This window comes from Pseudorhodoplanes sp. (assembly GCF_035565855.1).
Lineage (GTDB): Bacteria > Pseudomonadota > Alphaproteobacteria > Rhizobiales > Xanthobacteraceae > Pseudorhodoplanes.
Genome location: NZ_DATMRX010000113.1, coordinates 1 through 13,240 on the forward strand (window position 1 = coordinate 1; position 13,240 = coordinate 13,240).

The following is a 13,240-nucleotide window of genomic DNA, read 5'->3' on the forward strand; positions in this document are numbered from 1 at the left end:
TGCGGAAGTCGGGGTTGCCATAGAGCGTCGTGGTCATGAACCGCGCAACGCTCGGCGTTAGGATCATCGCTCGCATCCACGGGCCTTCGAAGTGAGGCTCGGCGCCGGTGAGCCTGTGGCTTCCCGGCGAGGCGGATACCACGAGCGTCGGGGCGCTGGATCCGCCTTTGGCGGCGATGGTGGTGTTCGGAGCGATCGCCGCCGGCCGGGCGGCCTGCGTGGCCGGCTTGGCGCGTTGCGGGGCGGGTTCGGGCGCGATGTCCTTTGCGTAGGACAGGATGGTGTGACCCGGCTTGCCTTCGCCGAAGCCAGGGGGCGCGGCGAACGGTCCGATGCTGCCGGTCGATGTGTCGGCCGGATTATCCGGGCGGCCCGACCAATAGCCGCGTGACAGGATGATGTTGTTCGGGGTCGCGGCGAGCGCCAGTGTATTCGGGATCGCGGCCGGCGGGCGCGGCGGAGAGGTTTCGGCGGACGCGGTTTGTTGCGGGGTTTCTTCCGGCTGCAGGGCCGGACGCGCCTTGGGCAGCGGGGCCGGGGATACGAGCGAGGCCACCGGCGGCTTCGGTTGAGCTGCCGCGAGGATATTGTCGCGGGCGGCCGCGGCGATCGGTGTCGGGAAGCCGGCCGAGGCGACCTTAGTGGGCGCAGGCGCAGCGGTGGGCGCCGCTTCCGCCTCATCCTCGTCCGCTGCGGGCTTCGGCTTGATGCCGAACAACCGCGCGAGCGGATTGGCGGATGCCACGCGCGCGGTGTTGAAGCTGGACGACGACTCGCGTTTTGCGAGATCGGCTTGCGCGAGGGCGAAGCCCGCCAGCGGCTTGCCGTCGAGCGGCAAGTGCACTGTGCGGCCGTCCGGGAAAACCCGCGCGAGCTGTTCGCGGGTCATGCGCGGCCAATGCCGCACGTTGCCGACGTCCATGTGCACGAAAGGCGAGCCCGAGGTCGGATAGAAACCAACGCCCCCGCGTTGGAGCCTCAGGCCAGCTTCGCGCACCCTTTCGAGCGGCACCCCAGGGATAAAGAAGTCCATCGCCTTGCCCTGCATATGCAGCGAGTGGCGGGCGACGCCGCTCGAACGCTTGCGCAGCATTTCGTTGGTGCGCGGCGAGCGGTATGAGGAGATGATGTGAATCTTCTTGTCGAGGCCGAATTCGCGCTGCACCTCCCAGACCGCATCGAAGAGCTGCGGGTCCATGGTGGTGACGTCGTCGGTGCGCCAGTCGCGCAGGAAGTGATTGAGCTTCTTGAGGCCGTCTTCGTCATAGCGGCCGTTGCGCTTGAAGGTGACGGTAATGTCGTCGCCCCGATGCGTGTGGTACATCGAGATGGTGCGGGTGTCGCCGTTGGCGATGGCGGTGTGAAGCCCTTCGGACCCGAAAATTGTGATTGCGGCGGCCAGCGCGAGACGCTGTGTGATGCGCGTCCTGATCCCGATTCCGGCGTTGCGCGCTTTAGCGACTGGCACGTAGTGGTCCGTTGATCATTGGCACAAAGGGCGAGGTGCCGCGCCGCGCGCGGCATGGCTAACGCACTGTTACGAAGGCGGGTTAATGCGAGATTATCGTCCCCCGACGAGATGTCGTAATCGTGATAAGATTTGACTGTGGCGAAAAATGGCCACCTCCCCAAAAGGAACGCCGTCCGTCAACAGATATAGTTAACGGACGGCGCGATGTGGGGGCGGGGAACGTTAGCGGAACAGACGCCCGAAAAAGCCCTGGAACGGATCGTTGCGACCTTGGCCCTGCTGGACCATGCGGTTGCCACGCCTGTCACCGCCGGCCGCCTGGCGCGATGAGAACCAGTCCGCGAACGGGCCGGCTTCACGCTGCTGGAAGCGAAGCTGATCGGCCGGGATGCCGGTCCCGGTGGGACGGGTGGCTTGCGCCACGTCCGCCACGCGCCGCTCGTCGCCGCGCAGCACGGCGATATGGCGAGCATCGCGCCCGTATACGTCGTCGCGGAGCTGCAGCGTGCCGTTATCGTCGACCCATGCGGTCTGGTAGGTCAGGTGCACGGGCAGATGGGTTGGGAAGTTGATGTTGATCTCGGCCGGTCCATACATCGAGCGCAGCTTTTCCGCAGTGTAGCGCTCGTTCGGCATCACGACCGAAAGCAGCTTCTCGCCGTACAGCAGCGGGTTCTCGACGCGCATGCAGCCATGGCTGTAGGCGCGCTTCTCATGCGCGAACAGGTGCTTGTCCGGCGTGTCGTGCTGATAGACCAGGAACTTGTTGGGGAAGTTGAAGCGGATGCGGCCAAGCGCGTTGCGGTCGCCCGGTGGCTGATAGATGCGCACCGTGCCGTCGCGGTTCTGCTCCATGCGCAGGCCCATGCGCTCGAGCACGCCCGGGTCCTGGCGCAACGCCGGCAGATATTCGTTGGCGATGATCGACGGCGGCACGTTCCAGGTCGGATTGACGGTGATGAATTTCATCGCGCCGGACATGATCGGAGTCGCCTGGGATGGCTTGCCGACAACGACCTTGGTCTCCCAGTAAAGCGCGCGGTCCTTGTAGAGGCGCAGGCGAAATTCCGGGATGTTCAACATCACGTAGTTCTTGCCGAGATCGCGCGGCATCCAGCGCCAGCGGTCCATGTTGGCGATGATGATGTCGGTCGTCCGCTCGCGCTTCTGGGCGCCGGTCCCGTTCAGGGCCCGCAATGTCGCCGGTCCGATCACGCCATCGGCGGTGAGGCCGGCGCCTTGCTGGTACTTTTTCACCGCTTCCAGCACGTCCTGATCGTAACGGGTGGAGTCCATGTCCCCCGCAATCTTCAGGCGCTTGCGCAACAGCGGTACCCGCGGATCGTCGGCATTAAGCGTGAGCTTTCCGCCGGCTTCAGGAATGCGCACCACCTCCTCGGCGGGCTTCTCGCTGCGGCCGCGCGCTTTGGCGAGCTCGGCTTTCAGCTTTTTGTATTGCGGATGCTGCGGCTGATATGAGTCCAGCACCTGCGGGATATCGGTGGCGCCGGCGACCTTCGCGAGAATCTCCGCAGGCTCCGGTGCATCCAGTTCGAAGCCGATGTCGTTGCTGATCCGCGAGAAGTGGACGCGGCCGGTTGAAGCATGGCGCGCATATTCAAGGACTTCGCCGGCAAGGCGAAGTTCAGCCTCGACGAGCGCGTCAATGTCGCCGGCTTTGAAATTCGGAGCCGGATAATCGGCGGGATCGAGGCCGTCGGCATCGACACGCTGCAGATACGAGACGACAGCGGCGCCACGCGGCGATTGCTTGCGGTCGGCCACGAAAATCGGCTCGTAGTTGCGCTCCTTGTAGAACGCCTCGGCGGCCGTTTTCTCATTGCGTCGTGAGAAATAGCGATCGGCATTGCGGCCGGTGATGGCATCGCGCAGCCGGTCCGAGAAATCCTGGTCGGCCACGGTCGCTGCGGCAGGCGCGGCGGAAGGCTCAGCGGTTGTGGTGGGCGTTGCCGCGGCCGGGGTGGTGGCAGGGGCTGGCTGTGCCGTCGCCGGTGTCGCGTCAGCCGGAGCGGGCGCTGCCGCTGCCGGCGCAGGCTCGGACGGAGCAGGCGTTGCCGCGACAGGTGCCGGTTCGGACGGAGTTGGTGCCGCTGCGGCGGCTGCAGGTTGGGACGGAGCGACCGACTGGGGCGACGCTGGCTCGATGCCGGCGGTGGCCGACGCAGAGACCGGCTTCATCACGTCCGCGGCGGTTGGCGGGGGCGGCAGGGTTGTGTCGGGAACGGGGACGCGGCCTTCAATCCGGGCCATCTCCTCCGGGCTCACGGATTGCGCCTGCAGCGGCGTCGACAACCCAAGAACCAGCGCGATTGCCGAACTTGCCAGAATGCGGTCGAAGCGGTGGCCGCGCATCTCAATCTCCTCAGGCCAATTCCCAGTTCTGATGGGGTAACGTCTATAACAGGCATCTTAGCGGCGAGGTCCGCAAAAGACGCGAAATTTCGGCGTAACGCAATCGCACTGCGGCATTTGCACCGCAGAAGGGTACTTTATTGCGGCAAATGTTACTCCGCCGCCACGTGGTCGCCGGCGCCGGTGCGTTCGCGATCCGATAGCTGGAGCGCTTCCAGCTTGCGGTAGAGGGTGGAACGGCCGATTCGCAGCCGGCGCGCGACCTCGGACATCTGGCCCCGGTAATGGGCGATGGCGAATCGGATGATTTCCGCCTCGAGCTCGTCGAGCGGGCGCAGGTGCGATGCCTCGTCCAGCAAGGGCAGGCGGTCCGGAGAGAAGGGCGGTGCCGCCTCGATCACCAACGGCGGCTCGCCGCCCGGACCGGCGTCATCCCCGGGCACCAGGGTCGCGGGACTGGCCCGCTCGACCGCCGCATCGCGTATGGCAATCTGCGGGAATTCCTCGATGCCGATTTCGTCGCCCTCCGCCAGCACGACCGCGCGAAAGATCGCGTTTTCAAGCTGCCGGACGTTGCCCGGCCAGCGCGCATGCTTGAGGAGCGTCATGGCCTCGGACGAGACCGCCTTCACCGCCTTGCCCTCTTCGGCGCAGAAACGCACCAGGAAGTGCCGGACAAGGTCCGGGATGTCCTCGGGCCTATCGCGGAGCGGTGGGACCGACAGTGGGAAGACATGCAGGCGGTAGAACAGGTCCTCGCGGAAGCGACCGGATTTCACGTCGGCGATCAGGTTGCGGTTCGTGGCGGAAATCACCCGCACGTCGACTCGCACGCTCCTGCGGGCGCCGACCGGCTCGACCTCGCCCTCCTGCAGGGCGCGCAGCAGCTTCACCTGGGCCGGCAGCGGCAATTCGCCAACTTCGTCAAGGAAAAGCGTGCCGCCATCGGCCTCGGCGAACTTGCCGACATGGCGCTCGGTCGCGCCGGTGAACGCGCCGCGTTCGTGACCGAACAGGATCGATTCGACGAGATTGTCGGGGATCGCGCCGCAATTGACGGCGACGAAAGGCTTGCTGCGACGTTCGCCGCTGCCGTGAACGGCGCGCGCGATCAATTCCTTGCCGACGCCGGATTCGCCTTCGATCAGCACGGGAATCGTTGAGGCGGCAGCCTTCTCGGCCTGGCGCAGCACCCGTCCCATGACCGAACTGCGGGTGATGACGTCGCGGAACGTGAGCGTGCCGGCGCGGCTGCGCTTCATGCGTTGCAATTCGCCGGCCAGCGCGCTCTGCGTCAGCGCGTTCTTGATCGACACCTGCAGCCGCTCGGGGCTCGCGGGCTTGACCACGAAATCGGACGCACCGGCCCGCATCGCCGATATCACGTTGTCGATGCCGCCATGTGCGGTCTGCACGATGACCGGGATCGTGATGTCCTCGGCACGCATCCGGGACAAAACACCCATGCCATCGAGATCCGGCATCACCAGATCGAGGATGACGCAGTCGATTCGTGACGCGTCCTCGCCGGTGAGAATCCGCGCGGCCTGTTCGCCGCCCTCCGCGATGACCGGCTCGTAGCCGAACTTGCGGACCATGTTCTCGATCAGCCGGCGCTGCACCGGATCATCGTCGACGACGAGAATTCGCTCGGGCATTCCCACCCCTTAGGCCTGTGCCGTTTCGGGGCAGTGTCGTGTGCTTGGCTTAACAGCATCTTAAGTGCTGAGGCATTCGGCTCATGCCGGCCGGTGCACCCAGAAGACGTACATCGCTGCAAAGGTCTGCGGCTGCTCGGTCTCGAATTGGTGCCAGGCATTAAGATCCTTGCGCGCAGCCGGATCTGGGAAGCGGCTTGCAAAGGCATTGCGCACCGCCTCGCTCGTTTCGAAGCCGAGGAACGTCAATCCGCTGCCCGACAGGAATTCGCCAATCTCCGGCAACGTCAGGCTGCGCTCTCGCGGGGCGAGGACAAGATCGCGGCATGTGCCGGTCGAATAGAAGTCCGCGGTCTGCAGCACGTCTTTCGCTTTTGCATCGGCCGGCAGTCGCAGGATGGCCTGCCGGCACAGGCGCACGCCCTCCGCATCGGGCTGATAATTTCCGGCGGCTGCGAATTCGCGGGCGGCCCCGGTGAAGCTGCGGCCGATATCGCTGTGCAGCGCAAGGCGCATCACGCCGCCGGGACGCAACATTCTGGTGAGCGCCTGCAAGCCGGCGCGCGGATCGGGCAGGTCATGCAGCATGCCGCCGCTTTCGATCACGTCGAACCGCCAGTCGGCGGTCGGGAGACTTGCGATGTCGCTCTGCACGAATTCGACCGTGCCGCAGTTCAGGCGTGCAGCCTGGCGTCTGGCATAAGCGAGTTTGGCGAGGCTCGGATCGACGGCGACGATCTTTGCGTCGCCATAGCTTTGCGCGGCGATTATCGCCTGCAGCCCGGTGCCGCATCCGGCGATCAGCACATGAGGCGAAGCCGGCTGCTCGAGATCGGGGACGTCGCCTGCCGGCAGCCTTTCGCGGAGGATTTCGCGGATCGGCCGCGGCGTCAGGGTCGAAACTGTCTCGGTCCAGCGCGGATAGGCCGTGTCCTCGAACGGCTCTCGGTCATGGCCTGATGAGCCTTCGATTGCGACCAGCGTCCGCGTCGATTCCCGCAAGGCTGCTTCCTCGATCGGTTCCGAGACTTGCTGGCGCAGAATGCCGGCAACGGGTTCGGGCCAGTCACGATCGAGGAGCCGCGCGGCATTGCTCAGCGAATGCAAGGGCCGGTACATCGCGAGCGCTGCGAGCTGAAATGGCGAGAGCGGCGCCGCATCGCGAATGGCAGTGAGCGCCGCGGCAGACAGCTGTTCGACGCGAGACGTCTCCGAGGCAAATTCATTGAAGACATAGTCGTTGATGAAGCACTGGCGCGCCAGAGCTGCGCACACATTCAACAGGCCGGCCGTCGCCTCCTGACCGTTCGTTGAGCGCTCCAGGAGATTGCCGCGCAAGGCGGTCAGAAAAAATTCGATACCGATGTCGCAATTGGGCGTCATCTCCAGATAGGCCCGGAACAGCGGCTCCTCTGTGGCGGCGAATTCGATATCCGACAGGACCGGATGCTGCTGCCGCGGCGCGGCCTGCGGCCATTGTTCGGCGACCCGCGTGATGGCCGGTCCGAGAACCGGATGCGCCCGCAGCACCGAAGCGCACAGCGCTGCGATCTCGTTGGGCGACACCCATGCTTCGACGAGCGCTCGCCGCAATCGCTCGCGCAGCTCCGCGCTGGGATTGAACCGGCTCACCGCGGCAAGGCAGCGCACATAGGTCACCCGCGTGTCGTTGTTCTCCTGCGCCGACAGCGCCTGTTCGGCGAACGGGAAACCGTCATCGGCTCGGTTCTGCGAGAGGAGCACGGCGGCAAGTTGCACCTGCGCCACCGGGTCGCGGGGGTCGATCTCCAGCACGCGCCGGAAGCATCGCTCGGCTTCCTCGAGACGGTTCTGTTCGCGATGCACGAGCCCGATATTCAGGTGCGCGACGGCAAGGCTGGGCTGGATCGTCACCGCGCGCTGCCACAGCGCGAGCGCATCGTCGATGCGCGACATGCCGCGGAGCACGCGTCCGAGATTGTTCAGGATGGTGGCGTTATTCGGCTGCAAATCGTGCGCGCGCCGCAGGGCTTTTTCTGCGCTTTCGAATTCGCCGGCGCGACCGAGCGCATTGCCGAGCTCGAAATGCGCCTCGACATATTGCGGCTTCAGTTCGATTGCCTTGGAAAGCGAAGCGATTGCCTCGGTTCTGTGACCTGCGGCATTCAGCACCGATCCGAGATTGTAGTGGTAATCCGGATTGCGCGGTTCGATCGCGATCGCCTGACGCATCAGCGAGATCGCTTCGTCGCTCTTTCCGGCCTGATGCATCAGCGCGCCGAGAAGATGCAGCGCCGCCGCGTTGCGAGGCTCGACCGCCAGGACATCGCGATACATCCGCTCCGCCTCGGACCGGTGCCCGGCCTGATGGGCGCGGAACGCCGAAGCCAGGGTCGCCGCCGTCGGGCTGGCGCGAAAGCCCGCGTTTTTCTGTGCTGCGCGTCGTTCCCTGCGATTCATAAAGCGTTTTCCTTCAAGCATTCGCACAGGCGCGGGGTATGCCCCACCTGCATGGCGCGCGGAAACTACTGAAGTGCGCCGTCTATTTGAAGCGCCCGTTGATCAATCGGGGACGATCCCGCCGGTCCATGGTTGCGCAGGACGGGGGCAGTCGCGATATGATGCCAGTCCGACAACAGGTGAAATCGTCCTTTCATGGCTGAACAACATACTGCGGCGGCTGCCAAAACCCGCAAGACGGGTGCCAGGTCCTCCGGCAAATCGGAGACGTCTCCGGAACTCGGCGCGCTCCCGGAATGGAATCTGACCGATCTGTACCGTTCCATCGATGCGCCGGAATTCAAGCGCGACCTTGAGCGGGCGGAAACCGAATGCGTTGCATTCGAGAAGGCCTACAAGGGGCGTCTTGAGGAGCTTGCCGCCGGCAAACATCCCGGCCAGTCGCTGGTCGAGCCGGTGCGCCGCTATGAGGCGATCGAGGATTTGCTCGGCCGTCTCCTGTCCTATGCCATGCTGGTTTATACCGGCAACACCGCCGACCCGCACATCGCGAAATTCTACGGTGACACGCAGGAACGCATCACCGCGATCTCGCTGCATCTTCTGTTCTTCGGGCTCGAACTCAATCGGATCGACGACGCGCTCATCGAACAGGCGATGGCCGATCCAGCGCTCGGCCATTACCGGCCGTGGATCGAGGATCTTCGCAAGGAGAAGCAGTATCAGCTCGAGGACCGCATCGAGCAATTGTTCCACGAGAAGTCGGTCAGCGGCTCCGCGGCCTGGAACCGGTTGTTCGACGAAACCATCGCCGGGCTGCGCTTCGAGGTGAACGGCGAGGAGCTTGCGATCGAGCCGACCCTCAGCCTGCTGCAGGATCCTCACGAGGAGAAACGAAAAGCGGCCGCCGAAGCGCTCGCGGCGACGTTCAAGGACAACGTGCGCACCTTCGCGCTGATCACCAATACGCTCGCGAAGGACAAGGAGATTTCCGACCGCTGGCGCGGCTTTGTCGACGTTGCCGATGCGCGCCACCTTTCGAACCGCGTCGAGCGCGAGGTCGTTGATGCGCTGGTATCGTCGGTGCAGGCGGCCTATCCAAAATTGTCGCACCGCTATTATGCGCTGAAGGCCAAGTGGTTCGGCAAGGAACGGCTGCCGCATTGGGACCGCAATGCGCCGCTGCCGGAAGTGAAAATGCGCACCATCGCCTGGCCGGAGGCGCGTGCAACCGTACTTGAAGCATACGGCGCTTTCTCGCCGGTGATGGCCAAGATCGCAGAGCGCTTCTTCGACGATCGCTGGATCGATGCCCCGGTTCGGCCGGGCAAGGCGCCGGGCGCCTTCGCACATCCGACGGTGCCGTCTGCGCATCCTTACGTGCTGCTCAACTACCAGGGCAAACCGCGCGATGTGATGACGCTGGCGCACGAACTCGGTCACGGGGTGCATCAGGTGCTCGCCGCGCCGAACGGTCCGTTGATGGCGCCGACGCCTCTGACGCTCGCGGAGACTGCGAGCGTGTTCGGCGAGATGCTGACCTTCAAGAAGCTTCTTGCGGCGACCGACGATCCGGTTCAGCGCAAGGCCATGCTCGCCTCCAAGTGCGAGGACATGATCAACACCGTGGTGCGGCAGATCGCGTTCTATACCTTCGAGCGCCACGTTCATACCGAGCGAAAGAACGGCGAATTGACCGCGGAGAGGATCGGCGAAATCTGGATGCAGGTGCAGAGCGAAAGCCTCGGACCGGCGATCGAACTCAAGCCCGGATACGAAGTGTTCTGGAGCTACATCCCGCATTTCGTCCATTCGCCGTTCTACGTCTATGCCTATGCCTTCGGCGATTGCCTCGTGAATTCGCTCTATGCGGTCTACGAGAAGGCGGATGCGGGCTTTGCCGAGCGCTATCTCGCGATGCTCGCGGCCGGCGGCACGAAGCACCATTCCGAGCTGCTCAAGCCGTTCGGCCTCGACGCCCGCGACCCGCATTTCTGGCAGGGCGGGCTTGGGGTGATCGAGCGGCTGATCGCGGAGCTGGAGGAACTGGATCGGGCCGCCTGATGTGGTTGTATTTCGCGGGAAATAATGTTATACAAAATGTATAACAGCGGAGTTTGACCGTGAACAAGCCTGTTTCAAAGCCGGAGGAGGTGGACGTCCTTCAGGTTCGGCGTATCGGTAATTCTTTGGGCCTGATCCTGCCCAAGGAACTGCTTGCACGGCTCAACCTGCAGGAAGGCGACAAGCTGCACATCGTCGAGCAGCCGGAACGCGGCTTGAAGCTGACGCCGTATGATCCAAAGCATGCAGAGGCCATGGAGATCGCGCGGCGGTCCTTCCGCAAATATGCCGATACCTATAAGGCTCTTGCCAAGTGACTGAGCCGCGTTGGCTCGAACTGTCCATCCTCATTGATGTCCATTCCGAACAACTGGCCCTCTTCGGAGGGCCAGAAGGCGTGCGCGATGTCGCGATGCTGGAATCCGCGCTTGCGCGGCCGATTAACAAGTTTGCCTATGGCGAGACCGATCTCGCCCCGCTTGCGGCAGCTTACGCGTTTGGGATTGCGCGCAATCATCCGTTTGTCGACGGGAACAAGCGTGCCGCGTTCGCATCGCTCATCGTGTTTCTCGGCTTGAATGGGATCGAGTTCGACGTGCCACCCGAAGCAGCCACCGCGATGATCGTTTCGCTTGCAGCGGGCGAAGTGGGGGAGGAAGGCCTGACGCGCTGGATACGCGACAATTGGCCAAAATCCTGAAGCATGCGTGCCGCTTCCGGCACGCTGCTTGCCTAGCATTCTGTGCATTCTTTGGAGAACCTCATGCTCAAAGGCAAAGTCGCCATCGTCACAGGATCGACCTCCGGCATCGGGCTCGGCATTGCGCGAGCTCTTGCGGGCGCCGGCGCCGACATCGTCATGAATGGCTTTGGCGATGCAGGCGAAATCGAGAAGCTGCGCGCCGGTATCGAAAGCGAGTTCAAGGTGCGCGCGATCTATATCGGCGCCGACATGTCAAAGCCGGCCGAGATCGAAAAGCTGGCAAAGGAAGCCACGGCCAGGATGGGCCGCATCGACATCGTCGTGAACAATGCGGGGATCCAGCATGTCGCGCCGATCCAGCATTTCCCGCCGGAAAAATGGGATGCGGTGATCGCGATCAATCTCTCGTCGGCCTTTCATCTGGTCCGCCACACCCTGCCGCAGATGCTGGACCGCAACTGGGGCCGCATCATCAATATCGCGAGCGCGCATGGGCTGGTCGCGAGCGTCGACAAGGTGGCCTATGTCGCCGCCAAGCACGGGTTGGTCGGGCTGACCAAGGTGGTCGCGCTTGAAACCGCGCGGACCGGCGTCACCTGCAACGCGATCTGCCCCGGCTGGGTCCTGACGCCGCTGGTTCAGAAACAGATCGACGCGCGCGCCGAACGCGAAGGCATCCCGGTGGAGAAGGCGAAGCTCGACCTCCTTGGCGAGAAGCAACCCTCTCTCGAATTCGTCACGCCGGAACAGCTCGGCGGGCTGGCCGTATTTCTGTGTTCGCCGGCAGCCGACCAGATTCGCGGTCAAGCCATCGCGGCCGACGGCGGATGGACGGCCCAATAGCGCCGCCTGCTGCGGCGGCGCACTGGCGGGTGGCCGGGCGAATGCCTAGCTTGCGTTGATGTCGGATGCAGAAGCCAACCGTTTTGCCGCCCGTGCCCGCCGCTACGCGCGCGTGGGCACGGATGTTGGCGGAGTCGCTGCACGGATAGCGGGCGCCCGCTTCTTCGGGCTCGATCTCGATCGCGGCAAGAATGCTGCGCAGCTTGCAGCAGCGCTTGGCGGGCTGAAGGGCCCGATCATGAAGGTGGCGCAGCTTCTGTCCACCATTCCCGACGCATTGCCGGCGGAATACGCCGCCGAACTGGCGAAGCTGCAAAGCGAAGCGCCGCCGATGGGATGGGCCTTCGTGAAGCGGCGCATGACGGCCGAGCTCGGCGCCGATTGGCAGTCGAAATTCGCAGAATTTGAACATCACCCGGCGGCGGCCGCCTCGCTCGGTCAGGTACACAAGGCGCGTGCCCATGACGGCACTCAGCTGGCCTGCAAACTGCAATATCCCGACATGCAATCGGCCGTGGAGGCCGATCTGAAGCAGCTCAATCTCCTGTTCGCGCTGCACCGCCGGATGGAGCCTGCGATCGATACCAGCGAGATCAACCAGGAGATCGGCGCGCGCATCCGTGAAGAGCTGGATTATGAACGCGAAGCGCGGCACGTCGCCCTGTACCGCGAGATGCTTGGCGGCTCGGACCTGATCCGGGTGCCGCGGGTCTGGCCGGAGCTTTCGACGAAGCGCCTCCTGACCCTCGACTGGCTCGAAGGCCGCCGCATGCTCAGCTTCAAGGACGCGCCGCTCGAGCAGCGCAACCGGCTGGCGCAGGCGATGTTCACCGCGTGGTGGTTTCCGTTCAGCCGATTCGGCGTGATCCATGGCGACCCGCATCTCGGCAATTACACGGTGTTCGAGACGGATGGCGCGCCCGGCGGGATCAACCTGCTTGACTATGGCTGCATCCGGATTTTTCCGCCGCGCTTCGTCGGCGGGGTTGTCGACCTCTATCACGGGCTGCGCGATCGGGATGACGCGTTGGTGGTCCATGCCTACGAGACCTGGGGCTTCCGCAATCTCACGCGCGAACTGATCGACATCCTGAACATCTGGGCCCGGTTCATCTACGGGCCGCTGCTTGACGACCGGGTCCGCACCATCGCCGACGGCGTGAAGCCCTCCGAATATGGCCGCCGCGAAGCCTTCCGCGTCCATCAGGCGCTGAAGGAGAAGGGGCCGGTCACGGTGCCGCGCGAATTCGTGTTCATGGACCGGGCGGCGATCGGGCTGGGCGGGGTGTTTCTGCACCTCAATGCCGAGCTCAATTTCTACCGCCTGTTCAACGAGGCGATCGAGAATTTCTCGCTGCCCGAGGTCGCGGCGCGGCAGGCTGCCGCACTCGACGAGGCCGGCTTGCCGCACCCGGAGGCTTGAGCCGGGGAGGGGCTTCGCGGGCGTCCCAACCGTTGCCCCGCCCGCCCAATTGCGGTACCGAAAGGGCGAATTCTGGCTCTTACGGGGACTGCAATGGCTGACCACAGTGAGGTGGCCTACACCACCGCCGACGGCAACGATTACAAGGAGCACGAGCAGACCTATCTGCTGTTTCTTGCGCTGGCGAAATGGGGCGTCATCATCGTCGCGGCGATCTTGATCCTGATGGCCTATTTCCTGGTCCATTAGATCGCGGCCGGGGGGCT

Annotated in this window: 10 protein-coding genes; 6 read left to right on the top strand and 4 right to left on the bottom strand. The window is 64.3% G+C overall.

Annotated elements, in window-relative coordinates:
- The 4 genes from VN004_RS06200 to VN004_RS06215 form a co-directional block, all read right to left on the bottom strand.
- Positions 1 to 1,468: DUF882 domain-containing protein (locus tag VN004_RS06200; protein WP_325608056.1), on the bottom strand; the 1,468-nt coding region annotated here is incomplete at its 3' end.
- Between the two features lie 225 nt (positions 1,469 to 1,693).
- Positions 1,694 to 3,844, bottom strand: coding sequence for a L,D-transpeptidase family protein (locus VN004_RS06205; RefSeq protein WP_325608057.1), 2,151 nt, complete (start codon positions 3,842 to 3,844; stop codon positions 1,694 to 1,696).
- Between the two features lie 152 nt (positions 3,845 to 3,996).
- A complete protein-coding gene (locus tag VN004_RS06210; RefSeq protein ID WP_325608059.1) occupies positions 3,997 to 5,502 on the bottom strand; it encodes a sigma-54 dependent transcriptional regulator in 1,506 nt (501 codons plus the stop codon).
- An 81-nt stretch (positions 5,503 to 5,583) separates the two neighbouring features.
- Positions 5,584 to 7,941, bottom strand: a complete 2,358-nt coding sequence (locus tag VN004_RS06215) for a tetratricopeptide repeat protein (protein ID WP_325608061.1) — start codon at positions 7,939 to 7,941, stop codon at positions 5,584 to 5,586.
- Positions 7,942 to 8,136: 195 nt separating this feature from the next.
- Between VN004_RS06215 and VN004_RS06220 the strand changes: the two genes are divergently transcribed.
- The 6 genes from VN004_RS06220 to VN004_RS06245 all read left to right on the top strand — a co-directional run bounded on the left by VN004_RS06220 (position 8,137) and on the right by VN004_RS06245 (position 13,223).
- Positions 8,137 to 10,005, top strand: a complete 1,869-nt coding sequence (locus VN004_RS06220) for a M3 family oligoendopeptidase (protein WP_325608063.1) — start codon at positions 8,137 to 8,139, stop codon at positions 10,003 to 10,005.
- A 59-nt stretch (positions 10,006 to 10,064) separates the two neighbouring features.
- Complete coding sequence (locus VN004_RS06225; RefSeq protein WP_325608065.1) at positions 10,065 to 10,322, top strand: AbrB/MazE/SpoVT family DNA-binding domain-containing protein; 258 nt, start codon at positions 10,065 to 10,067, stop codon at positions 10,320 to 10,322.
- Positions 10,319 to 10,705 (top strand): type II toxin-antitoxin system death-on-curing family toxin, encoded by a 387-nt coding sequence (locus VN004_RS06230; RefSeq protein ID WP_325608066.1) that lies wholly within the window; start codon positions 10,319 to 10,321, stop codon positions 10,703 to 10,705. The genes VN004_RS06225 and VN004_RS06230 overlap by 4 nt, the downstream gene beginning before the upstream one ends.
- Before the next feature lie 63 nt (positions 10,706 to 10,768).
- A complete protein-coding gene (locus VN004_RS06235) occupies positions 10,769 to 11,551 on the top strand; it encodes a 3-hydroxybutyrate dehydrogenase (RefSeq protein WP_325608067.1) in 783 nt (260 codons plus the stop codon).
- A gap of 58 nt (positions 11,552 to 11,609) precedes the next feature.
- Complete coding sequence (locus VN004_RS06240; RefSeq protein ID WP_325608068.1) at positions 11,610 to 12,974, top strand: AarF/ABC1/UbiB kinase family protein; 1,365 nt, start codon at positions 11,610 to 11,612, stop codon at positions 12,972 to 12,974.
- Positions 12,975 to 13,067: 93 nt separating this feature from the next.
- Positions 13,068 to 13,223, top strand: coding sequence for an aa3-type cytochrome c oxidase subunit IV (locus tag VN004_RS06245; RefSeq protein ID WP_325608070.1), 156 nt, complete (start codon positions 13,068 to 13,070; stop codon positions 13,221 to 13,223).
- Positions 13,224 to 13,240 lie beyond the last annotated feature (17 nt).